Source organism: Binatus sp. (SeqCode) (assembly GCF_049584895.1).
Classification (GTDB): domain Bacteria; phylum Desulfobacterota; class Binatia; order Binatales; family Binataceae; genus Binatus.
Genome location: NZ_JBAUYR010000102.1, coordinates 26,871 through 49,555, shown reverse-complemented (window position 1 = coordinate 49,555; position 22,685 = coordinate 26,871). Strand labels below are relative to the sequence as shown.

Genomic DNA, 22,685 nt, shown 5'->3' with positions numbered 1-22,685 from the left:
GGCGAACATAGCTGTCTGCTCACGCGTCGGAGGATGCGCTCCCTACGGCTGGGGAAGCGTTGCGACGCTGCGCCGCAAGGGGTTCGTTCGCCTGCGTCAGCACACTCGCCACGGTCTGGACGGTTCGCAGGATTTCCTGTCCGTCGAGATGCGGATGCATCGGCAGCGACAGAGTTGTGTCCGCCAACGCCTCACTGGCCGGGAAATCGCCGGCTCGGTAACCGAGATAAGCGAGCGCGGGCTGAAGATGAAGCGGGACCGGGTAGTGAATTCCGCATTCGATTTCTTTTTGAAGGAGCGCATTGCGAATGGCATCGCGGCGCGCGCTCCGAATGACGAAGAGGTGATAGCAGGACTGCACGTCCGCGGGTTCGAGAATCGGCTGAGCGTCCAACGGCGAGAGCAACTCGCGATAAGCAGCGGCGATTACACGGCGGCGCTCGTTCCATTCGTCGAGCTTCTCCAATTTCGCGCGCAGGACCGCAGCCTGGATCGAATCGAGCCTCGAGTTGTAGCCGCAAATCTCGTGCGCGTAGTGAGACAGGCGGCCGTGATTGCTGAGGAGCGATATGCGTTGCGCCAGCTCCTCGTCATTGGTCGCGACTGCGCCACCATCGCCCCATGCGCCAAGATTTTTGCCGGGATAAAAGCTGAAGCAGCCAACGTCGCCGACAGTTCCGGCCATCACCATTTGATTGCCGGTGCGGATGCGAGCGCCATGAGCCTGGCACGCATCCTCGACCAGCTTGAGATTGAACTCGGCGGCGATTTCTTTCAGCTCGACGATCGGCGCCGGCAATCCATAGAGATGGACTGGAACGATCGCGCGTACCGCTCTGCGCTCGGTGCGCGGCAGCGATTCCAGAAAGCTGCGCAGGGCGGGGATGCTCATGTTGCCGGTCGCGGGATCGATATCGACGAATTTCGGGCGCGCGCCGGTTTGCACGATCGAAGCCGCGGTAGCGATGAAGGTCATCGGGACGGTAACGACTTCGTCGCCCGGCCCGACACCGAGCGCCAGCAGAGCGATGCGCAGTGCGTCGGTCCCGTTGGCGACGGCGATGACGCGCTTCACGTTCAGGAATTCGGCGAATTCTCGCTCGAAGCTTTCGACCTGATGGCCGCCAACGTAGGAGGTGGCGGAATGAACCGACTCCATTTCAAATGCGACGCGCTCGCTGATTTCCAGGTTCTGCGCCGCCAAATCTACAAACTTGATTTTCACTGTGACTCCCTCGCTTTCGACTCGACTGCCGGTCCGCGCAGGCGCGCGGGATGTCCGGCTACGATTGAGCCCGCAGGCACGTCGCGAACTACCATCGCGCCGGCGCCGACCAATGCGCCTGCTCCAATTTCGACTCCGCACATCACGATTGCGCCGCTTCCGATCGACGCGCCTTTTCTCACGACGGTGTGTTCCATCTTCCAGTCGTCTTCGGTTTGCGGCGCACCGTCAGTGGTGGTCGCGCGCGGATAGCGATCGTTGATGAAGATGACGCCGTGGCCGATGAAGACCTCGTCCTCGATGGTGACGCCGGAGCACACAAACGAATGACTCGAGATTTTGCAGCGACGCCCGATTTTTGCGTCGCGTTGAACTTCGACGAACGCCCCGAGTCGCGTGTCGTCGCCAATCTCGCAGCCGTAGAGATTTACGTATGAGGCCAGCCGCACGCGTTGGCCCATGCGGACGTCGTCGGCGACGCACGCGAATTGCGGAACCTGACGATTTTCAGTTGCCGCGCTCATCGTACTGCAGCTCCGAGCGGCACCATCAAGCCGCCGCGACGCAGCGAATAGTTGGCGGCCTCGAGCACGCTCACGACGCGGGCGCCGTTGACGCCGTCAGTGTTGGGCGTCTGGCCGCTCTTGATGCAATTGACGAAGTGCTCGCACTCGCAAAACAGCGGCTCCTTTTCCTCGATGCGGGGAATCTGGATGTCGCCGTAGCGATACGAGAACTGGAACTCGCCGAAAGTGTCGTAATACTTCTGCGCGGTGACGCCCTTGTCGTAGATGCGGATCTTTTCCTGCGGCGCAGTGTCGTCGTAGACCAGCATCTTGCGCGATCCGACCACCGTGGTGCGGCGAATCTTGTCGGGATCCAGCCAGCTCACGTGGATGAACGCGATCACGTTGCGCTCGAATCGCAGGGTGAGCATGGCGACATCCTCGACGCCGGAACCGTAGTGGCTCTCGCCCTGACAGCTCACCGCTTCGGGCTCATGGCCATTCATCAGGTTGAGGATGATCGAGATGTCATGCGTCGCGAGGTCCCACGTCACGTTGACGTCGCGCTGAAAGAGTCCGAGATTCGCGCGGACGGAACTGATGTAGAAGACGTCGCCGAGCTCGCCCGACGCGATGATGTCGCGCATCTTCAAGACCGGCGCGCTGTATTCGAAAGTGTGGCCGACCATGAGGATCAGATTTTTCTCGCGCGCGGTTTTCACCAGATCGTTGGCGTCTTCGTTGGAAGTGGCCATCGGCTTCTCGACCAGCACCGACTTACCTGCCTCGAGCGCGCGCTTTGCCATCCCGTAGTGCATGCCCACCGGGGTCGCGACCACGATGCCTTCGATTTCGTCGTCGTTCAGCAGGTCTTCGAAATGACTGGTGGTTTCAAGGTCCGAGTACAATTGGCTGACGTGCAGTCGCCGCTTCTGATCGAGATCGCAAGCGACGATTCGGCGTGCCGCCTGACTCTGATGTAGATTGCGGACCCAGTTCGGGCCCCAGTACCCGAGACCGACGACGCCGATTCCGCGCAGTTGAGCGCGCTGCTCTTTGACCGTGGCGGCCGGACGGGGATTCACAACCGCGATGGGACGCTCGAGTTGGTTCGCGCCCGTGGCATTCGCGCCGTTGACGCTCTCGGCCTTGGGCGAGCCGTTTTTGGAGACGCCGTTGTGGTAGCCGTTTTCCATCGGAGGATTTTTTTCATTAATCATGATGAAGTCATTCATTGGGCGGGTACTCCGCGGAAGAATTTCGCGACCTCTCCGGCCGCGCGTTAAGAATCACGCCTGCGACTGTTCTGTCGGCAGCTCGCAACGCGGCTGCGGTAGTAGCAAGCTCCTTGCGTTCGGTTTGTCCGTAGCGAACCACCAGCAGGATCGGATCGGCGGGCCGCATCAGCGGCAACATGCGCGGGTCGAGCCGCGCGACGCCGAGATCGATCACGGCGGCGGGAAATGTACTGAGCACCGCTTCGAGTTCCGCGATGGCGGCTTCGCGCTCATCGTCGTTGCCATTCAGACAGCAAGTTGCGAGCGTCAACCGCGACCATCCCGTCATGCGAAGTTGCAGCGAACCGTCGAGCGTAATCTGTGCGACCGTCCTCTCCGCCGGCGAAACGACGCGGTGCAGGGTGGGACTCTGGAGATTCGCATCGACCAATAGCGTGCGCATGGAGAGTCGCTGGCTGAGATCCAGCGCCAGCGCGGCCGCGATCGAGGACGCCCCGTCGGACGGACGACATCCCGTGATTGCGACCCGGCAGGACTTGTCCACCGCCGCCGTCGGCGCCATCCGCTCACTCAACTGACGAATGGAGTCCTGGCGCGCGAGCATCGCAGGCAGATCGTACGGCAGCGGTTCGGGCACCAGGGTATTTTCGAACGCGATCTCATTGGGCCTCGGCTTTATCTCGCGCGCAGGCTGCTCGATCAGGTCGCGCGTTTTCGAGACCAGCTTCGCGCGCGGGCGGACGGGCGGCAGCGGTTCGCGAGTGGTTGCGAGGTTTCGGTTGATCGCGTCGTAGTATTTGCTCACTGAACTTCTCCAGCCAGTTTCGTCGGTTGGTGCGCTGGCAAGTAGATGGTCTGGCCGACGTAGAGATTGTCGGGATCTTTTATTTGCGGATTGGCGTTTATGAGCTCGCGGGTTCGGTCCTTGGAACCCAGGTATTTGACCGCCAGGTCATGAAATGTGTCTCCAGGGCGAATCTGGATCGTAGTGTGCCGCGGCGCTGGCGCAGGCTCGGTCTTGAGGGCTGGCATCGGAGCGGCAGGAGATGCGTCAGCGATTGACGCGGTATAGCCAAGTGTCGCCGCGACGGTCTTGACGTCTTCCGTGGACTGCGATGAAGCGTCGGGAGTGACGGGCGAGGCTTCGATCCCATGTGCCATACGATCAAACTCGCCCGACAAGTTGCTGGTCCTTGCAACAAAGACACTGCCGAAGCCCAGGACGGCGAATGCCGCGCACGCCGCGGCAGCAAGTGCCATGGGACGACGCGGTCGAATCACTGGCTCCGCACCAATCCCAGGTTCTCTCGTCGCCGGTTCGACGGTGCGCAGGGCGGGCCGCGGTTCAACGTTTGAAAGCGGGAAAATACCCTGGTAGTCGCCGACGACTTCGCGTGCCACTTCCAACGTCACCGTGCTTTTGTTTTTTGAGTACGCGAGCAGCAGTGCGTTGTGACATAGAACATTGAGGCGCCTCGGAATTCCGGCGGCGGCCTTGATGAGATACTTGAGTGCGTTGGGTTCGAAGATTCGCGCGGATCCGTTTTGCGCCTGCAGACGGTAATCGATGTAGGCGACGCTCTCCGTGGTGCTGAGCGCTGGCAGAGATACCTTGGTCGAGATCCGTTCGCGCAGTTGCCGCAGATGATGCGCGGAAAGACGATCGAGCAGTTCGGGATGTCCCATCAGGACGATTTGCAATTCGCGGTCTCGCGCACCGACAGTATTGGCCAGCAGGCGAAGATCCTCGAAGGTTTCGTCGGTCAGGTCCTGCGCTTCGTCGATTATGATCGCGGTGCGACTACCCTCCGGCCGATTTGCAACCGCGCGTTCGAGCGCTTGAATCAATTCGAGCTTGCCGCGCTCGTCGGTTACTACCCCGAGCTGGGGCAGCACGACGCGCAGGACTTCCTGGAAGCTGAGCCGCGGATTAGGCACGCATGCGAGATGAAGGTTCGGCAGCCGCCGCGCGAGGACCGTGTTCACCAACGTGGTCTTGCCGGTGCCGGTTTCGCCCAGCAGCAACATGAATCCGCATTGATCATAGAGCAGGCCCCACTGCAGCGCCGCGAGACATTCGCGATGAGCCGCGCCGAGGTACACTGCCGTCTGGGAGGAAGTGAATCGAAACGGCGGTCCATCGAGTCCGAAGTGCCGGTAGTACATGGCCGTTACATCCGCTCGCTCAGAATTGCGACGATCGGAAGCCCCGTAAGATCGTTCACGACGCCCGACGAATAGATCTTCGAGTCGCTTTCTTCCGCCCAATAAGCGGCCGCCGCTCCGAACAGGATCGCGAGGATCAATCCGACGGCCAGGTTGAACGGCACGCTCGGAAAGACCGGCTGCAGGGGGACAATCGGCGGCTGCGCCACGCTGACGTTTAGAATCTTGTTGCTGTTGAGCGCCTCGGACGCGCGCGCTTCTTCGGTCTTGCGAACGTAGGCCTGGTAAGCATCGGAATCCGAGGTCACCTGCCGCTGCAGGCGATCCATCTGGACGCCGTTAGTTACGAGCCCCGCCAACTGCTGATTGGCAGCGTCGATCTGCTTGTTGAGCTCGTCGCGCGTCGCCTTTCCCGAGGACGCCGCGGTGCTGGCCGTCTTAAGGTCGGTTTGCAGCGTGATCCACACCGGATTCACATCTGTCGATTCTTCGTTAACTTCGAGATGGTTCTCGTTGTCGAGAATCTTCTCTTCGGATGCGAGCTTGGCGTCGATCTGTTTGATGCGCTCGCTACCCGGCTGATAGCGAGTCAGCAACTCGGCCCTTTCCGCGCGCAACTGCATGACCTGCGGCTTTAACTGTTGCAGCGCGAGGTTCTGCACCTGATGGGTTTCTTTCTCGATCCGGCCCGGCGTGCTGCCCAGTTGCGACTGCAGGGTGGTTACCTGCTGCTGGTCTCCTGAAATCGCCGCGTCGGTTTTGGCAGCGGTACTTTGTAGATCCGAAATGCGCGCGATGAGGGCGCGTTTCTGTTCGTCGAGATTGCCGATCCCGGTTTTGAGCTGAAAATCGCGAAGCTGTCCTTCCGACGCTTCCAGCCGAGTCTTCAGAAGATTGGTCTGCTCTTCGTAGAACTTCTCGGCCTGCGGGTCATGCGACAGGCTGGCGTGAAATTCCAGGTAACGGCTCATCAAGCGGTCCAGAAAGTCTTTGGTCCACTTGCGGTCGTGCGAGCTGAACTCGACCGTGATGATGTTCGAGCGCTTGATAACCGTCGCGTCGAGATTGCGCTCGACGTCGATCGCCCACGCGTCCCGCGGACTCAGCTTCGGAATACTGTGCAGCACGTGGTAGCCCTCGAGCGGCAGCCGGATAGCAGCTTTCACGGCGGCCACCGCCATTCCCGATCCGTGCGCATAGGCGGGTGGAACCGGCAGACCTTCGAGCGCAAGGCGGACGAGGTACAAGCTGGTAATCAATTCGCGCTCGGAATTGAGATCCTGTTCCTGAACCGGATTATTGACCGCCGAGGAATTTGGAGGCGCGTTGCCCTGAAGATCAGGTGACACCAGCAACTGCGCGCGGTTGTCTTGAACGAGGACCTGGCAATTTGATGAATATAGCGGGGGCCACAGCAGGGTCCCCAGAGCTACTACGCCAAAGACCGTCAGGCCTGCGATGGTTGCGATGCGGCGCCTGCGCCAGGCGATGTCGATCCAATCTTTGTAGTTAATCGGCAACATAGTCTTATTCGATTCCCGATCAGGTTCCTCCAGCTAGAAAGTCGGAGAGATATAGGGTTCCACCGGCAGGATGTCCCTTATGTGTTGCTTCACCCACAGGTCGGCGTTCGCGATCCTGCTTTTCGGTACGACCACAACGTCACGCGGCATCAAGGCCACGTCTTCGGCCGAGCCTGGTTTCTTGGTAGCAGCCGCCAGATCGACGGTGGTTCCTTGCGACTGTCCACACGCGTCGCGGCGAATCAGGATCGAGCTCTCCGGATCCGAGTTGTCGGTCACCCCGCCAGCCAGCGCGAGCGCCTGCACGACGGTCATTCCGGGTTGCAGGGGAAAGGCGCCGGGCTTGGTGACTTCACCCTCTACATAGATCTGCCTGCTAGGAAGGCTATTGAGGTGAACCACCGCGCCGGGATTTCGAAGCTCGTTCTGATAGGCCTTGTCGATTGACGAGGCCAGTTGATCCGGCGTCAGGCCAGCGGCCTGGATGGGACCGACCATGCGCAGAGTGATTTTTCCGTTGGGATCGACAGTGGTCGTGTCGTTGAATTCGGAGTTCATATAGAAGTCGAGCGCCAAAGAATCACCGGGCTGGATCCGATAGTCGGAGGGCTGCGTCGCACTTTCCTGGATACTGGCGTTGGCCGCACAGGCCTCGGGCGACATCGGCTTTGACGCGAATTCCTGGTTATCGCCAGTGTCGCCCTGATTCTTGCTGCCCGCAGAGCATCCACCGAGGAGGGCCGCAATCGTGATCGCGCATGCGATCCTCATTGCACATTTAGAAATCCGATCCCTGGTTGCGTTATCCGCCCTCATGGCAAAATGCATCCTCATGATTTTTAAGATCGGCTCTCGATCTACCCACCCTGCTCGCTTCGCGCGCGTGTTCGCCGCGTTCGACATAGCAATGGCAACTCGCGTGCCATAGCCTGCGACGACTGAAACGATGCTAATTCGGGCTACTTAGGTAAGAAGGGGCGCGTACTGTGAAAGGATTACAACCCTATGGCGGACTGCTGCCTTGGCATCAAAAAAATCGAAGAAAGCAAGGCTTATTCTTTCGGGACGAAATGCGCACGTGAAATGTTCGAAAAACGGACGAGCCCACACTGGATTGTAGTAATTTCAATTCCAGGTGTGGGCCCGTCCACATCTATGGGCGATTTGCTATCGAGTGCTAGTTACCTACTCCTCCCGGCTGCAGCCACGTCTGTGCCGATAAATATCCTTGGACTTGCGATATGTAGCTCAAAGCACCTGAATCGTACCAATGTCCCGAATACCACCATCCTACACATCCCCACATCATTTGATCAGATGTGCCGTTGGGATACGTCGGATATCCGGAGCTTGGTGTATCGCTCGTCAGATAGCTCACCTGCCCTTCGAAACATGCTCTTTGCTGAGCCAACTTATAGTCAGCGGCAAAGGCAGTACTGAGATACGAATAACAATCCGATTTGGTAACATCGTTAGTATTCTGGCTAGACGCGACCGACTCGCAGGTGGACGGATAGTCGGACGACTTGATTTGCAGGATTCCCAGGCTGGTCCCGTTACCGACGTCTCCAATGTGCGGCTGAATCCAATGAGTCTCGTTGACCGCAGTGGCGCGCGTCACGTTTTCGTCAAAGCCCCACTTGCATGACGCCCACTTGAGAATCGCGTCGGTAGTACCGGTAAATTTGCCATCGGCGCGCGTCAGGTAACTCCCCGGCGAACCGCCTTCGCCACCGGAAGCCTCAGAAGAGTAAGTGCTGAGATCGGAAGCGGTCATCATAGTGTTATTCGGGACAGCATTTCCCGGTACCGGCTCAAACGTATCGCCCGCAACTCCGGCTGCGCACTGACTATCGGAAGGCAGAGCGGAACCACTCGGTAACAGTGAGTAGTAGCCCGGAGTAGCGCTAGACGAAGGACTCGCGGTCGGCTTCGGCGTCGCACTGCCTGTGGGCGCTGGAGTTGGCGTCGGGCCCGAGCCATTCTGGATGTTGACGTTCATCGCGGTGGTCGCGACCAACGCATTGCTGCTGTTGTATCCGTTGACGGCGATTGCATGCTGACCGTTTGCGACACCGGTCGTATTCCAGGCGTAGGTGTAAGGCGGCGAAGATGCTACCCACGTCCCATCAATGTAGAAGTTAAGCCAACTGACCGGGGCGACGTACTGCACCGCGATCGATACGGTGCCGGAAACGGTCGCGCCGGACTTGGGCGACGTAATACTCACTCCGCCCGCGGGCGTGGGGGTCGAGGTAGAGGTCGGCGTCGGAGTTGCTTTGTTTTTTACGTGAACCGACCTCGACGAAGTTCCGATCACCTGGTTGGATGAGTCGTAGGCTTTCGCGGAAATAGTGTGCATGCCATTGGCCACATCGGTCGTCTGCCATGAAATCGCGTTTGGTGTCGACGCGAGATACACACCATCTACATATACGTTGGCGAATGAAGTCGAAGACTTCATCTTGAGAGAGATCGCCACCGTGCCGTTTACAACGCTGTCGCTGAGAGGCGCAGCGATCTTCACCTCATAGGCTGCCGCTTCGGTGGGGGCGCCCAAACCGAGCGTTAGGAAGCCGAAAAGAAGGATTACGATTAGGCCGACGAAACCATAGCCGTCTTTGAATACGCGCATGAAACATCGCCCTCCCCAGGCGTGCGCAATTCTGTCTCGCGGGCAGCATCGGGCCGGCTTCGGCGATCTCGGTGGAGGAGTACACAGCACCGGTCGCCGGACTAACGCCGACGCGCTTCCGCGGCTAGGCGCGGGCTATTTCAGTGGCGTGATGCCCTTGGCAGGTCTGAAAATGAAACCCTATCTGGACAGGTCTCTCCCCGTGGACCTGGACTCACAGCCTTTGAGTCTGAAACTCCCCTCGCGTTTGAATTTACAAGCTGCCCAAGCCGCGCCGGCTGAAGATGGCGGTGCTGAAAGAAGACGACGGAACCTGCGTGCCTTGAGCCAAACCTATGTCTGCGACGCCACGACTCGTCGCGCGGGGAAGAATAGCAGGCGGATACTATTGGTTCAACTTTTACAGAACGCAGACTGAATCTTTTTTTGTATATTTTCCACGCTATGTACTATTTACAATTTTGTATGTTTTACAATCAAACTGGCCAAAACTTTATATCGCAGGCGTAGCTGAGCGCAAACGCAGTTAGTACTCTATTGAGTAGTCACTTCTAATCGGACTGACTAACAAAGAAGTAGTATTCTACCGCGGCGGAAGTTCTCCACCCTCCGCCAGAGCCTCGCGCCGACCATTCACATAAAAGATCGGTGAGTCGCCCCATTGGTTATGCTCGAAGGTGCCGCCGGCGTTCGCCTCGAGCACTGCGTGACCAGCATGACTCACAACATTGTCCTTCACAGTCGCCTGTGTGATCAGGTAGATGCCCGTCAGTACATTGGAGATCGAGTTGCCAGTTATCGTCGCACCTGACGTGCCGACATCGATTTGGATCCCGGAGCCGCGTCCCGGCACTGAGCCGCTGATGTTGAAGATCACGTTGTTCTCGATGATCCCGTTGACGCAGTATTCCTGGTAAATGCCATTGGCTTCGGACGCATCGTGCGCGGTATTGCCGCGAACCAGCACGGACGCCGATCGCTTGGTATCGAAGCCATTGTGATTGAAGTGCTCTGCGTGGTTGCCGATGATCTGAGCGCCGTCGGCCTTCTGCGAATTGATTGCGTTACCGTGTCCACCGCTGTACGCGATAGCATTGCCGATGAACTTGGGCGCCGTATTCAGTTCGAGATGCTCATCGAAGTGGATCGCGTTGTAGTACTCGCCCCCATCAACCTGTCCAGTCCCGGTCTGCCTCACAGTATTGTTGCGAATGACTACTCCAACCGGCCCTTTGCCGCCTTCGGCATTCGAGTAGAAGTAGATGCCGTATCCTCCGGTGCGTTCGAACGCGAGACCGTCGACGACGATGTTGCCCTTCTCGCCCTCGTCGGCAGTCGCGTTCATTCCATAGATTCGCACCGCAGCTTCCACGACATGGTGTGCGGGATTGGAGCCGTCCTGCAGCCACACGTACAAATCCGACGTCGCCGGATTCCAGTACCAGCTGCCTGCGGTCATTGGTCCTATTGCGCACAAATCTGACCGCGTGCACGACTCGCCCGGAAGACAGCATGCGCGCGTCAGTCCCCAGCCGGGGCCGCCATCGACGTAAACGTTGTTGGGCTTGGAAGATCGAGCACGAAAAATCGACGCGCCGCTCGAGGTCCAGCCGGTGACGATATCGCTGCCGCTGATGATCGGCGCCGGACCGCTGCCATAGGCGGTAAAAGTGACGGGATGCGCTGGGGCACCGCCGTTGCGCGGTTCGAGCGTCTCGCGCCAGACTTCGCCGCGACGAAAATAGACAGTGTCTCCCGGAGTCAGCGATATCGAATTAACTTTTCCGATCGTACGCCACGCACTGGAAGGACTGTGGCCCGAACTGGAATCGTCGCCGGTGCTGGAATCGACGTAGTAAGCGTTCGGTGATTCGCTCGGCGATTTGGCCAGCGTGTTAATCACATACGCGAGCATCGCGAAAACGAGAAGCGTTACGCTCAGCCAAATCGCAGCCTTGATTTTGACCTCACGAGGCATGCACCCCCTGCAGCGCTCGGACGACTGGTGTCTTCAATTCGTCGACGACTTTCGCGCGCTGGGCGGCTTGCTCGCGCGCCAAGAGTCTCTCGCGCTCGAGCATCGCCCACGCGAGACCCAGCATAAGGCCCGAGAATGAGCGGAAATCCACAACCGATTCAGTGAAATCCAGGATCAAGACTGGCAGAATCGTCAGCGGTACCATCGACCTCAACTTCCACGGATCGCCATCACGTAAGAAGCAACTGATCGCCGGCCGCAACGTGATAAACAACCACAAAAGAAGTGCCGGTATTCCGAGACTCACCGCGCGGGAAACATAGCCGTCGTGCAATGACGACTGATATCCGAGGCTCCATACGGCGTCCCAACCCGGAAAGTATTGACTGCTGAGAATCTGTCCCTCGACCTCGTAGCCATAGCCTACCAGCGGACGCTCCTTGACCTTGCTGACTGCAAAATCCCAGGCGACCTGCCGACCGGTGAAGCTCGCGACGTCGCCGCGATCGACATAGTCGTGCATGCCCGGAAGCGTGTGCGCGGCAACGTAATAGAACGCACACAGAACGGCTATGCCGATCAGGCCCTTGGCTCGATATTTCCAAACGAGGTAAACCGCAGTACCAATGGCAAGCCCGACGATTGGCGATCGGGAGTCCGCCATCACAGCCTGCACCAGCGCGCCGATCATTACCGCCGCGGTCAGAACCTTTTTCCCTTTACTCGCAATCGGCCAATAGCCCACTCCCGCGCCGATAGTCGCGAGCATCAAGTTGCCGATTTCATTGGGCTCGGTGAGAAATCCGACGAACCGCAGCATCCCCTCTTCAGTGTCGATCTGCCAGGCCATGCCCGGCTGAATCAACATTTCGAGGTAGTTGGCCGCGACCACAATTCCGCAGCCGGCGAACAGAACTCCCATCATTCGGCGCGCATCTTCTCCGCTCCTGACTTCCGCGGCTATCGCGCAGAATGCCAGGAATGGGAGAATCGCGGCGAAAGCTCGTGCGATCGAAACGGCGGGAAGGATCGAATAGGACACGCTGAATAGCGCCCAAATCAAATAGATTCCGTAATCACGAAATCCGCCCTGCCGCAGAATTCCCGACCTCCACAACGACAAGATAAACGGCAGGATGAACAGAAAGCTCATGGGATAGCGGACCAAGGCGCCCAACTTTTCGTCCGAACCCGCAGCGAAGGCGCTCGCGGCCACCGCCTCGATCAGCACCAGGACGAAGAGCAGCCAACTGACATGGCGGCTCGTGCAGTAAATGCTCCAGGGCAGAATCACCGCTGCGAGAATCGCGAGGGCAACTATCCCGCCGCCGGTTGGGTGCGTCAGCAAACCGAGGATCAACAGACCCACCGCACCAGCAATCACAAATTCGATATGCGGAATCGACAGCAGGAAATTCTGCGCGCGCCGATCGCCATCCTCAGTGAGAAGTTTGGACCATTGCACTTCGACCGTGCGCTCTCGAGGAGAGGTTTGTAATTTTTGCTGCATAGCTCGTGCTCAAAAAGCAACGAGGATGCCAGTGCACCTGATCCGATGACTTCGTTCTTCTCATTGACGAATGCATACTTCGGGCACCGCCTCCAGTAGTTCGAGTAGAAATTTTTTCACAAATACCGGGGAAGGTGGATCAAGCATCCTATGACTCGGACGCGTCAGAGCTTAAGAAACAATCTATATTCGTACCTAGACGCTCCAATTGCTCATCGTTTCAACTTGATCATGAAGCGGCACGCAATCTGCATGTCTGAATGCAAGAGGATTGCCGACGATCAACTTTTAATTCGGACTTTTGGCTCCGGTGGGCTGCGGCTGACCGAAAGCTCCCCACCACGACGATAGGCCAGATCCCGCGCCCGCCCGGAGCCTTTCCACCATCACTGTGCCACCTGTTGAGGTCGGCAGTGGCACTCCAGAACCAGTCAGGGGCGGGCAGATGTTCGTTCGTCGAGTAGCTATAACTGTGTTCCTAGTACTGGGTTCCGCTGCCTTCGCTAGCGCTGATACCGTTTCTGTCTATTGGGATAACGTTGCCCTCGACCATATACATCGCACGAACACGGAGGCGTCGGTCGCCGTGCGAACGCTCGCTGTTATGCATGCTGCGATGTACGACGCCTGGACGGCGTACGATCCGATAGCAGCACCGTCGCGAGCCAACGGCATCCTGAAGCGGCCGCCGGAAGAAACCACCGACGCTAACAAAATTGAGGCGATAAGTTTCGCGGCGCGCAAGGCTTTGGTTAATCAGTTGCCGTCGATGACCGCAAGCATTGACGCGGCTCTCGCCAGACTCGGTTATCACCTCGAAGACGTGGACAGCTCTGACACCTCGACACCAGCCGGCGTCGGCAATGTGGCGGCTGAGGCGGTGTTCGGCACGGGTCAATATGTCGGCTACCCAACTCACTACTTAGCTGTCCATAAGCCGGATCCTAGCGACGATCCTGACGCCGCTTGGCGATCGGTTCCGACATTTGAAGGCAGCCGTGTGGTCCAGCGAGACTCGGCGGATAGCCTAAGCCAGTGAAACAGTGAAAAACTGAAAAAATGAAAATTCACTTTGTTGGGCACGCGAGCATAGTCGCCGAATGCTCAGACATGTCGATCCTGATGGATCCGTGGCTGTCGGGGAAAATTTTCAACAATTCGTGGACGCTTCGCCCCGAACCAGTGTTAGATCCCGCGCTCCTTGATCGCATCGGCTACCTCTGGATATCGCATGAGCATCCGGATCATTGTCACTTTCCAACCTTGGCCTCATTTCCGGATTCCTTTAAGCAGCGCATAACCATTCTTTTCCAGACTCGCGATTCCGCCAAGATGCTGGCTGCGTTCAAGGGTCTCGGCTATCAGCGCTTCCGACTCTTACCCCATCGCGAGATAGTACCGCTAACTGATGAACCAACCTCGACCCGCGGCACGAAACTGTACTGTTACCATGCAGGCCTGATGGATTCGGCGCTGGCGGTCATCGACGATCAGCAAGTTATGCTGAATGCGAATGACGCCCGCATAAGCACTTCCGAATGCCGGCTGATCCTCAAAGACGTGAGACACGTTGACGTCCTGCTCAACCAATTCTCGTTAGCAGCCTACGCGGGTTTCGAACCGCCGGAACGTTATCTACCCGAGCGCGCCTTGCAAGTCTTGCGCAACGTGTCCGAGGTTCACCGCGCGCTTGATGCCAAGGTCACGATACCGTTCGCGAGCTTCATCTACTTCTCGAGCGAAGACAACAAGTACGTCAATCCATTCGCCAACACCGTGAGCGATGCCTACAACTATCTCCAGCGGCAGGATCAGACTGCAGCGGTTCTCTATCCTGGCGACGACTACGAGGTGGGTTCGGCGCATGACTCTTCGCAAGCATTGCAGCGGTATGCGGCGTTGCCCGGTTGGGATGAGTTGCCCTATGACCCGATGGAGACAAAGCCGCTGAGCGATATCTTCAATGCGTACAGGGCTATGTCGCAGCAGGTGAACGAGCGCTATCCTCGCGCTCTGCTGATGCTGCTGCGGCCAGTGATAGTAAGAATTCCGGACCTTGATAAGACTGTTGAGTTTTCGCTCGCCAATGGACAGATAGCGGAAGCTCAAGAGTCCTATCAGCCCGACCTGTCGATCAATTCTCAGCCGCTATGGTTCGGATTCAAGTTTCCGTTCGGAATTCAGACTCTCGGAGTATCAGCCAGGTTCAAGCTTCATCAGAATTTCCGAAACTGGAAGATGCATCGGATACTGTTCTCATTGAACAACGGCGGTGTCTTTCTCAAACCGAAATACGTACTAACCGCCGACTTCATGAACTACGTGCGCAGCAGACTAGCCGGCGGAATGACCCAGGCCGTTCACTACTACCGGACGTCACTGTAAGGACTCGAGCAGCTACTGCTATTGCGAAGCGAGCTCGATGCTGTCTTCGACGCGAGGCTGTTCACCCCTCGCGACGCGCAAGGCTCGCGACGCCCGCTGCCAGAACAGATTGCCCGGATAGCGTTGTACCAGCCTGTCTACCACCGCATCTCCCTTCCACATCAGGAACGGCTTGACCAGCGGATTGAACACTACATGGTCGGTATAGGGCTGCATTTCAAAGCCCATGCTCGTTTTGAAATAGTCGAGTCCCTTTCCGACCGCGAGAGCTTTGGGTCCATGAGAAATGTAGCCGACCTCCGGACGCGCTAGCTTGGTTTTCATTACGGTGAACAGAAGAGCGTTGTTGGGATAGTACTTGAGCAAGTCTGACGCGCTCTTCTGCAAGTGTATGTAATAGCAGTCCTCAACCAGCATCCCGACGATAAAGGTTGCCAGTCGATCCTCGACAAAGGCTCCCCACGCCTCGAAATCCGGCGAACGACTGGCATTCTCGCAGAACAGGTGCCACTCCGCCTCAGTGGTGCTCGGCATCTTGCCCATCTGGCGCAAAGTGGTCTCCGCCGTCAAAGCGTGTCCGTGTTGTGCCAGGTATGAGAAATCGATCTGCTCGATGCGGCATCGCGCGAGGCCCCTGCGTGTCCGGCTGCGTACGTTCTGCGAGGTAAGCGCCTGGATGTCGTAGTTGCGATTTGAACAAACGTACATTCCTCCGCGCGGGCCGCTTCTATCTGGAATCATAGGATAGCGCAGCGCGAAGGCCGGACCCTTGATCATGACCTGCGCTATTTCCGTCGCTGAAGGACTCACGAAACGATGAACTGGCAGACTCTTGTACAGGAACGGTTTGGGATTGTACCAATAGCAGCTCTCGGTTTGTATTATCCTATTGCCAATGGCGCCGAAGAATTGCGCCAACTCAGATGCCTTCATCGTGTTCCTCTCGCTGGTGAGTCCGCAGCTATTGCCGGCTCAACCATATTTCACGCCAGTAGTGATAGTTCGCGCGCTGACAAAAGGAGCGCTGACCGTGACAGTACACTGACTCGAGTACTATGCACGGACTGCGGAAGCCCTTAAGTTCACCGCTCCGTTCGTCGATTCGCCGAGTCATGTTGATGATAACCGGGTACCTGCGGCCGCAGAACTGGAACATTTCGGGCTTGAATTCCATGCCCCGGTTACAGCCATTGCGATCCAGCGTCCGAAGAATCTCGAACATACCGCGCACCCGCACCACTTCACCCGGCTTCAAATCAAGCGGTGTCGCTGGAGTCTTATGATATTTGTCGGCATTCCAGGGCGCTCGCGCCCATAGCATGAACAGATACAGAATCGCCTTACCCCAGAAGTAAGTAACGAGCTGGCGCAGATCTTCGACACTTCTCTTATTTGCGGCGCAATCTCGGGCGACCTCGGCGAAGTAGTTTGAAGAGCTACCGAGTGGCGCCGGACAAGTCGCGGAATTCAATTCCGTGGACTGACACATAAGAGTGTTATCCGGCTTCTGTGCGAACGCACTAAGAAGACGATACGCGCCGTCCTCGATGCCAACCGAAGGAATCTCTGTATCACTGGATTCTTCGGAGCTGTCCGTCACGCGTCGAAGCCACGCTTCCTTCCATAGGAAAAGACAACCAGCCTCGCATCCGCGATGCGCCGATCCGTCGCACCTTAGCTGTTCGAGATGAACTGTATTTTCGATTCGTCGAGGCTGGCCCAAGGCGCAAGTGTTATCCGCTCGTTTGGATACGCGGAGGCGACGCCCGCAAAACGCTAGCATCTCGGGCATCAAAGGCAGGCCGTCGAGTTTGCCGTCGCTATCGAGGCTCGACATGACTTCGGCGGCACTTCGGACTTCGACTAAATCTCCAGGCTTCAGAGCGATCGCTGCTCGCTCCGACCTGAGAAAGCCACCTGATTTCAAGCCGACAGCGGATGAATCCGCGCTAGCCGGTGTGGACTCAAAGGCTATGTCTGCCTCGAGCATTGTTACACCTCCGCCCACCGTTCGCGTACGGGCGACCAACATAAAGCAAGAGATGTACTTACGACGCCTAGCTGGAAACTGTTTAAGATTTACCGCTTGTGGCCGACCCTTCGATCGGCGGCTTGTGAAGTATGTAAAAAGTACCCGGTAGTGGTAACTATTCCGCGATAGGGAAATTCAAAATAATCGCGGCGCCCTGAGGAGAACGATTCTCAGCGCGAATCGCCCCATCCAGTCGGGTCATGACGTCGCGCGCCATCGAAAGACCCAAACCGGTGCCTAAGTCCTTGGTAGTGAAGAAGGGATCGAACATCTTCGGGAGGATGTCTGCGGGGATGCCAGTACCTTCATCGCTGACCGCAACCTCGATGCTAGCGGCAACTGGCTTTGCTTCAATTGACAAATTGCCGCCGTCGGGCATCGCCTCGCGGCCATTCATTAGAAGGTTCGCGAACACGTGCTTCACCTGATTTGGAAAAGCCCACACCTTCGGCAACGAAGACGGGATATTCCGGAGGAGCTTAATCGCGCCGCCTCTGATAGTTGGAGTTTTCTCAATCAGGTAATCCACCATTTCGATGGCTTCGCCGATCAGGATCGAGATGTCTGAGGCTTCCAGGTTCTCCTGTGGCCGCTCGTTAACAAATTCCTGCAAGCCTCGCACTCGCTCGGCGGCCGCATTGACCGATCTCGCCAGCGCATCCACGTCGTTGATTAAATCGTTGCCGGCCTTCGAGCGAAGGATGCTCAATCGCAGCGCGCCTGCATTCAGGATATTTCTGAGGTCGTGCGCGAGGCCCGACGCCATCTCGCCGATCGCACGCAGGCGCTCGTTTCGAAAAAGCTCGTCGCGCAAATGAAAGAAGCCGATCAGCGCCGACATCTGCTCCGTGGTCTCGACGCCGACTGCGGCGACATGATCGTTGCCGTCAATTGCCAACGGAAATCTTACAACGAAGAGAGATTTTCCCCGCTCGATCTGATCTGTCGAGATCAACGGGAAGCCACTGGTCAGGACTTGCCGGTCCTTGCGCCAGTAAACGTGGCCGACGCCAGGAAACAGTTCCTCGTCCCGCGCGCCAATCCATTTTTCGGCCTCGATACCAAGTTCCGAACTAAGCCGCGGATTGACGAACACATATCGTCCCACAGCGTCCTTTATCCACACGCGGGCGGGAATGTTGCTCATCAGGAGCGAGTACAGTCGCTCGGGATCATTCCCAATCGGGGAACTGAGCCAGACTGTTATTTTGTCCTGCTCGCTCATTTGACTTCGCGGCGGGAAGAATCGCGCGGTTTTATCCTGGATATGGAGAGTCGAGGCGCGGAAAGCACCCTTGAAGTTCGGCCATTTCCGTCCGCGCCGTCTATCTCTCCACATCTCAGATCTGACATGGAACAGTCTCCGGAACCGGTCCTGAGAATTTGCGCGACAGTTAATTCAATAATGGTCCAATCGAAAGTTAACTGCGATTCATCCCAGCGTCAAGCGGCGCCATTGGCGAAACCGAAACATACATTAACCGCCATTAAACCGATTCTGGCGAAAGAATCTAGAAAATAATGCTCAGGGCATCACCAACCAGACGAAATGGCGCCGCGATTATAGTTCCAGCCGCATGTGCCGTCGATCCCACGACGCTATTTGGCTCACTGGTGGTAGTGGTGGTGTAGGTAGTGGTTCCGTAGGTGTCAGAATATGGCGGATACGTCGAATTGTACGCGTAGTCTGGACCGTAGGTGGTGCTGCTGTAGTAAGGCGGCTCGCTATAGGTTGTTTCGGTCCTCTCCGCGCACGACTGAAGCGCCATGCTGCCACAAAACATCGCGCTCACAAATGCGATGGACACAATTGATTTTTTCATTTTCATAACACTACCTTCGCCAACCGAGTCGGTTGGAGCGAAACGCGCGCGCGGGTCTTTTGACAATCCGCGCGCGCGTCGCTCATGGCTATATAACTACGGCGCGATGTACGTCGTTGTCTTCTGCCGCTCGACCAATCCATTGTCGGTCGACGTGGTTGTGGTGCTCGAGGTCGCAGGCGGTGCTACAACCACCGGCGCTGGAGCCGGAGCGGTTTCAACCACAGGCGCCGGAGTCTGGGTCTCGTCCACGTGCTTGTGGTAGGAGAAGCATCCAGCAGCGATTCCACATGCCGCGACTGCGGCCGGGAGTATTGCGATACGTTTCATTAGACTCATGTTTGAACCCTCCATCGCGAACTTACCTTGATAACAGCAAGAAGCCGGCCATAGGGGATTCCAGAATTTCCTAAGGTCTATAGCGCACAATTCCTGGCTTTTTTCGGAAAATCTTTCCCGGTCGCGGGAGTCTTCTGAAGGCGGCGAAAAAATGAAAGCGAATTAGCTGTGAGCCTGCCGGGCTTGAGCTACTTCCTTGTCAAAGCCGGGGACGATTGCGTTGACGAATGCGTTATAGATGAATTGCCCAATCGCTTGCCACGGGTCCACGTTTGGATTTTTGATTGGACCTGAGATATCAATCTTAGTCGCGACCTCCTTTGTCTTTCGATTCTTGAGCAGCTTTGCCGCCCCGCCGATCACCGCCTCGTAAGCCTTTTTCAGCACAGGTTTTTTCTTATCCTTCTGAGAATCGTAGACCTTGAGGTCGGTGAACAATGGTTTTATATAGCCGCTGACGTAATGGTTCTTCACGGTGACTTGGGAGAACACTGATACCTTGCCAGAAGCTACATCGAATTTTCCGTATGCACGCAGTAAGTCGTTAAACGCGGTTAGGTCGGTGTCAGTGCTTTCCAGGTCGAAATCGAAATTGGGACCTTCATGCTCGGGGCGCAGAACCGCGGTCAGCTTGGTGTCGCCTGAGCCCATCAATTTGCCGTTGAAATTAATATTCGCGGTTCCCTCGCTCTGATGATTCGACAGGTTCGTCGCGCGCAAGTTGGTATCGGTAATCACGATCCTGTAGTTGGGGTTCGCCGCATTGTTGATGAATTTCAACGTGCTGTTTGTAAGCACGACTTCGTGAGCTTTCAACTCGATGCCAGAAGCGTTGTTGACCTTGGCCGCTGCATTCTTGACGGTGCGAATGCGACTCGTCTCAGCTGCCGCGGTTTGCGCGGTGTGTACATAGTCAAGGTGAACCCCGTCGATAGTAGCGGAGTCGACCTCGGCTCTCGCGATTCGCGGCGAATATTCCACCACTCCCTTGCTTTGCAATATCCCCTGATAGACGTGGAGATTTGCGCGTTGGACTACAGGCTCGAATTTACCCAGCGGTATACGCTCGATTGAGTAGTTCCCGAGCACACCGGGAAAAGGATCGTCCAGAAAGTTCGCCCTTCCCTCGATGGTCAGGCGTCCATTGTCGAACACTGTCGACTTGGCCCAGATCGGTGACGGATACCGTTGATCCTTCGATCGGATATTGCGGATGTTGTCAGCGCGGAGCTCGATGTCCTTTAGATAAAGAGGCCGATCCGGATCGGTATCGATGTAAGTGGCTTCGCCGTCGTCGACCCTGAATAAATTTATCTTGAAGGGGTAGACGCTCTGGATAGCTTCCTGCCAACCCTCTTTTCGCAATGGCACCTTGCTGGCGTCCTGGGCCTCCAACTGGATCAGATTGATATGCACATGCGGATGATTGAGCAGGACCTGGCCCACCACGCGGCCCAAAACCAACTCGCGCCATTGTACGTCAAAGGTCATCTCGGGAAAGTCCGCGACCGGCGGCGAAGGATGAGCGTCCTGCTTCACGACCAGGTCGTTAAGAATTAACGTAAGGCTGAGCAATTGCAGATGCGCGTGACCGAGCCTGGTGTGATAACCCACCAGCTTATGATTCATCGTATTTTCCACTCGCGACCGAACTATCGGATCGAGAAAATACGAAGCTACGAATACGGCGAAGACGAGCACCACGAGGGCGGCGACGATCCATCCGGCGACGCGTGACCCTCGCACCTGACGCGGAGGCGCCGGCTCGGGAGGCAACTTGTATGCTGATCCAGCAGCCATTTCAGTCTATGCGGATAAGACTTGATGTAGGCAGCAAGATCGGTACCGCACGGCCTTCAAGTCTTATCGACCAGTTTCGAGGGGCGTCCGAAATCCGATGGACACTTACGTAATTTTGACCGGTTTGCCTGCGGCGCCGGAGGCTTACAGCATCGGCTCGAGACTTCGGGCGAAGGCTTCCTCGATTCGCTCGAGAACCGATCGTTGTTGCCAAGCGGCGGAATCGAGCTGCTCGGAATTCTGCAGATCGCGCATGAACGAAGCATTCATTTCCTGGCCAAAACGGACACTAAGGACGACCGTGTTGATTTCGTCGTTGCGCGCGATGCTCCACCAATCGAGATTCGACGAACCGACGGTCGACCACACGCCGTCGATCGTCGCGGTCTTCGCATGCAGCATTTTGCCCTGCCACAGATATATTTTGACTCCGGCGTCCAGCAGTTCGGAGAAATGGGAACGGGCCGCCGGCTGAATCAATGGCTCGTTGGTGTGCCCGGGGAAAAGCAGGCGAACGTCCACGCCACGGCGCGCCGCTCCTTCCAGAGCTTCGAGCATCTGGGAATCGGGCGCAAAGTACGCGTCGGTGATGTAGATGTTAGACTCGGCATTGCGGATAGCTGAGATGAGCGTCACGTAGATCGTGCTGAATTCCTGGGGCACGCTGCCGAGCACGCGAACGATCTGGTCGCCCTTGGCGTCGAGCGCTGGAAAATAATCGGAAAATTTGAGCTTTGCACCACCTTGTTGGAGCCAGTTGGCCACGAACAGTTCCTGGTACTCAGACACAACTGGACCTTCGACCTCGACGTCGGTATCGCGCCAGGTTTTCAAGACTTCCACTGATGGATTTTTATTCTCTTTGGCTTTCGATATGACGCCGCTGGAATAGACGCTCGAGATATTGATGCCGCCGGTGATTGCAAGCGAACCATCAACCACCATCAGCTTACGATGATCGCGATGCAGCGGAGCCCATCGGAAGCCCGCAGCAAAAGGATTGATCGGGTCGAATTCGACCAGCCGGATTCCGTTCGATCGCATCCCATTGAAGAAGCTGCGCCGCGTCAGTATCGAGCCGAAACCGTCGTAGATTATATTGACCTGCACGCCCTGCTGCTGTTTTGCGATCAACGCGTTCGCGAACTCCTTCCCAATCTGATCGCCGTCGAATATGTAGGTTTCGAGATTGATGTTATGCGTTGCGCCCTCGATCGCGGCGAACATCGCCCGATACGTGGCAGCCCCATTCTCGAGCAGGGTCACCTTGTTTCCCGTTACCAGCGGACTTCCGCTGATCGCCTGTTCGAAAGCGAGATGGCGCTGCAGTATGTCGGTCTTGCCGCTCCGCGCCTCTAGCCTTTGGATAATCTCACGACTCTGGCTCGCTGAAAGCGGACCCTGGTCGCTGACGACTTTGTAATGGTGCCAGTACAGCCGGCGATCCTGCATGAGGGCGTAGGCATCGGGCACGGTTCCGCATCCACCAACGCACACAACGCCGGCGATCAGCACCAGCATTCTG

19 protein-coding genes are annotated in these 22,685 nt (G+C 57.1%); 2 read left to right on the top strand and 17 right to left on the bottom strand.

The window, feature by feature from the left end:
- Nucleotides 1-19 precede the first annotated feature (19 nt).
- The 10 genes from WB650_RS17965 to WB650_RS17920 form a co-directional block, all read right to left on the bottom strand.
- Entirely contained in the window at nucleotides 20-1,225 is a 1,206-nt protein-coding gene (locus WB650_RS17965) for a DegT/DnrJ/EryC1/StrS family aminotransferase (protein WP_422307452.1), read from the bottom strand.
- The gene (locus WB650_RS17960) at nucleotides 1,222-1,749 is read right to left on the bottom strand and encodes an acyltransferase (protein ID WP_422307450.1); all 528 of its coding nucleotides are present in this window, start codon (nucleotides 1,747-1,749) and stop codon (nucleotides 1,222-1,224) included. The genes WB650_RS17965 and WB650_RS17960 overlap by 4 nt, the downstream gene beginning before the upstream one ends.
- Nucleotides 1,746-2,966, bottom strand: coding sequence for a Gfo/Idh/MocA family protein (locus WB650_RS17955; RefSeq protein ID WP_423961441.1), 1,221 nt, complete (start codon nucleotides 2,964-2,966; stop codon nucleotides 1,746-1,748). The genes WB650_RS17960 and WB650_RS17955 overlap by 4 nt, the downstream gene beginning before the upstream one ends.
- Nucleotides 2,959-3,774, bottom strand: coding sequence for a hypothetical protein (locus WB650_RS17950; protein ID WP_422300735.1), 816 nt, complete (start codon nucleotides 3,772-3,774; stop codon nucleotides 2,959-2,961). Before WB650_RS17950 ends, WB650_RS17955 begins: the two co-directional genes overlap by 8 nt.
- Complete coding sequence (locus WB650_RS17945) at nucleotides 3,771-5,135, bottom strand: AAA family ATPase (RefSeq protein WP_423961439.1); 1,365 nt, start codon at nucleotides 5,133-5,135, stop codon at nucleotides 3,771-3,773. Before WB650_RS17945 ends, WB650_RS17950 begins: the two co-directional genes overlap by 4 nt.
- Nucleotides 5,136-5,140: 5 nt before the next feature.
- Complete coding sequence (locus tag WB650_RS17940) at nucleotides 5,141-6,658, bottom strand: GumC family protein (protein ID WP_422300737.1); 1,518 nt, start codon at nucleotides 6,656-6,658, stop codon at nucleotides 5,141-5,143.
- 33 nt (nucleotides 6,659-6,691) lie between these two features.
- The gene (locus tag WB650_RS17935) at nucleotides 6,692-7,429 is read right to left on the bottom strand and encodes a polysaccharide biosynthesis/export family protein (protein WP_422300738.1); all 738 of its coding nucleotides are present in this window, start codon (nucleotides 7,427-7,429) and stop codon (nucleotides 6,692-6,694) included.
- A 406-nt stretch (nucleotides 7,430-7,835) separates the two neighbouring features.
- Complete coding sequence (locus WB650_RS17930) at nucleotides 7,836-9,293, bottom strand: Ig-like domain-containing protein (RefSeq protein WP_423961436.1); 1,458 nt, start codon at nucleotides 9,291-9,293, stop codon at nucleotides 7,836-7,838.
- A gap of 583 nt (nucleotides 9,294-9,876) precedes the next feature.
- Nucleotides 9,877-11,271, bottom strand: coding sequence for a right-handed parallel beta-helix repeat-containing protein (locus WB650_RS17925; RefSeq protein ID WP_422304352.1), 1,395 nt, complete (start codon nucleotides 11,269-11,271; stop codon nucleotides 9,877-9,879).
- Nucleotides 11,261-12,781 carry an O-antigen ligase family protein gene (locus tag WB650_RS17920; RefSeq protein WP_422304353.1) on the bottom strand — a complete coding sequence of 507 codons (1,521 nt, stop codon included), beginning with the start codon at nucleotides 12,779-12,781 and terminating at the stop codon, nucleotides 11,261-11,263. Before WB650_RS17920 ends, WB650_RS17925 begins: the two co-directional genes overlap by 11 nt.
- A gap of 586 nt (nucleotides 12,782-13,367) precedes the next feature.
- Here WB650_RS17920 and WB650_RS17915 point away from each other — a divergent pair.
- Nucleotides 13,368-13,820 carry a DUF6851 domain-containing protein gene (locus WB650_RS17915; RefSeq protein ID WP_422304354.1) on the top strand — a complete coding sequence of 151 codons (453 nt, stop codon included), beginning with the start codon at nucleotides 13,368-13,370 and terminating at the stop codon, nucleotides 13,818-13,820.
- 20 nt (nucleotides 13,821-13,840) lie between these two features.
- Nucleotides 13,841-15,166: an MBL fold metallo-hydrolase gene (locus tag WB650_RS17910; RefSeq protein WP_423961434.1), complete on the top strand. Its 1,326-nt coding sequence runs from the start codon at nucleotides 13,841-13,843 to the stop codon at nucleotides 15,164-15,166.
- A gap of 18 nt (nucleotides 15,167-15,184) precedes the next feature.
- Here the strand turns inward: WB650_RS17910 and WB650_RS17905 are convergent, their stop codons facing one another.
- From WB650_RS17905 to WB650_RS17875, 7 genes are all read right to left on the bottom strand, one after another.
- A complete protein-coding gene (locus tag WB650_RS17905) occupies nucleotides 15,185-16,099 on the bottom strand; it encodes a hypothetical protein (protein ID WP_423961433.1) in 915 nt (304 codons plus the stop codon).
- Between the two features lie 28 nt (nucleotides 16,100-16,127).
- Nucleotides 16,128-17,003 carry a hypothetical protein gene (locus tag WB650_RS17900; RefSeq protein ID WP_423961431.1) on the bottom strand — a complete coding sequence of 292 codons (876 nt, stop codon included), beginning with the start codon at nucleotides 17,001-17,003 and terminating at the stop codon, nucleotides 16,128-16,130.
- Nucleotides 17,004-17,313: 310 nt separating this feature from the next.
- Nucleotides 17,314-18,423, bottom strand: coding sequence for a sensor histidine kinase (locus tag WB650_RS17895; RefSeq protein ID WP_422304071.1), 1,110 nt, complete (start codon nucleotides 18,421-18,423; stop codon nucleotides 17,314-17,316).
- Nucleotides 18,424-18,709: 286 nt separating this feature from the next.
- On the bottom strand, nucleotides 18,710-19,021 hold the full coding sequence (locus WB650_RS17890) for a hypothetical protein (protein ID WP_423961429.1): 312 nt from the start codon (nucleotides 19,019-19,021) through the stop codon (nucleotides 18,710-18,712).
- A 96-nt stretch (nucleotides 19,022-19,117) separates the two neighbouring features.
- Complete coding sequence (locus tag WB650_RS17885) at nucleotides 19,118-19,351, bottom strand: hypothetical protein (protein WP_423961427.1); 234 nt, start codon at nucleotides 19,349-19,351, stop codon at nucleotides 19,118-19,120.
- A 171-nt stretch (nucleotides 19,352-19,522) separates the two neighbouring features.
- The gene (locus tag WB650_RS17880; protein WP_422306410.1) at nucleotides 19,523-21,160 is read right to left on the bottom strand and encodes a DUF748 domain-containing protein; all 1,638 of its coding nucleotides are present in this window, start codon (nucleotides 21,158-21,160) and stop codon (nucleotides 19,523-19,525) included.
- A gap of 144 nt (nucleotides 21,161-21,304) precedes the next feature.
- On the bottom strand, nucleotides 21,305-22,681 hold the full coding sequence (locus WB650_RS17875) for a phospholipase D-like domain-containing protein (RefSeq protein ID WP_422306408.1): 1,377 nt from the start codon (nucleotides 22,679-22,681) through the stop codon (nucleotides 21,305-21,307).
- Nucleotides 22,682-22,685 lie beyond the last annotated feature (4 nt).

Excerpts from the sequence above, each read along its gene's own strand:
- WB650_RS17960 (WP_422307450.1), bottom strand. The coding sequence starts at position 1,749 with ATGAGCGCGGCAACTGAAAATCGTCAGGTTCCGCAATTCGCGTGCGTC.
- WB650_RS17955 (WP_423961441.1), bottom strand. The coding sequence starts at position 2,966 with ATGAATGACTTCATCATGATTAATGAAAAAAATCCTCCGATGGAAAAC.
- WB650_RS17945 (WP_423961439.1), bottom strand. The coding sequence starts at position 5,135 with ATGTACTACCGGCACTTCGGACTCGATGGACCGCCGTTTCGATTCACT.
- WB650_RS17940 (WP_422300737.1), bottom strand. The coding sequence starts at position 6,658 with ATGTTGCCGATTAACTACAAAGATTGGATCGACATCGCCTGGCGCAGG.
- WB650_RS17935 (WP_422300738.1), bottom strand. The coding sequence starts at position 7,429 with ATGAGGATCGCATGCGCGATCACGATTGCGGCCCTCCTCGGTGGATGC.
- WB650_RS17930 (WP_423961436.1), bottom strand. The coding sequence starts at position 9,293 with ATGCGCGTATTCAAAGACGGCTATGGTTTCGTCGGCCTAATCGTAATC.
- WB650_RS17925 (WP_422304352.1), bottom strand. The coding sequence starts at position 11,271 with ATGCCTCGTGAGGTCAAAATCAAGGCTGCGATTTGGCTGAGCGTAACG.
- WB650_RS17920 (WP_422304353.1), bottom strand. The coding sequence starts at position 12,781 with ATGCAGCAAAAATTACAAACCTCTCCTCGAGAGCGCACGGTCGAAGTG.
- WB650_RS17910 (WP_423961434.1), top strand. The coding sequence starts at position 13,841 with ATGAAAATTCACTTTGTTGGGCACGCGAGCATAGTCGCCGAATGCTCA.
- WB650_RS17905 (WP_423961433.1), bottom strand. The coding sequence starts at position 16,099 with ATGAAGGCATCTGAGTTGGCGCAATTCTTCGGCGCCATTGGCAATAGG.
- WB650_RS17900 (WP_423961431.1), bottom strand. The coding sequence starts at position 17,003 with ATGTCGAGCCTCGATAGCGACGGCAAACTCGACGGCCTGCCTTTGATG.
- WB650_RS17895 (WP_422304071.1), bottom strand. The coding sequence starts at position 18,423 with ATGAGCGAGCAGGACAAAATAACAGTCTGGCTCAGTTCCCCGATTGGG.
- WB650_RS17890 (WP_423961429.1), bottom strand. The coding sequence starts at position 19,021 with ATGAAAAAATCAATTGTGTCCATCGCATTTGTGAGCGCGATGTTTTGT.
- WB650_RS17885 (WP_423961427.1), bottom strand. The coding sequence starts at position 19,351 with ATGAAACGTATCGCAATACTCCCGGCCGCAGTCGCGGCATGTGGAATC.
- WB650_RS17880 (WP_422306410.1), bottom strand. The coding sequence starts at position 21,160 with ATGGCTGCTGGATCAGCATACAAGTTGCCTCCCGAGCCGGCGCCTCCG.
- WB650_RS17875 (WP_422306408.1), bottom strand. The coding sequence starts at position 22,681 with ATGCTGGTGCTGATCGCCGGCGTTGTGTGCGTTGGTGGATGCGGAACC.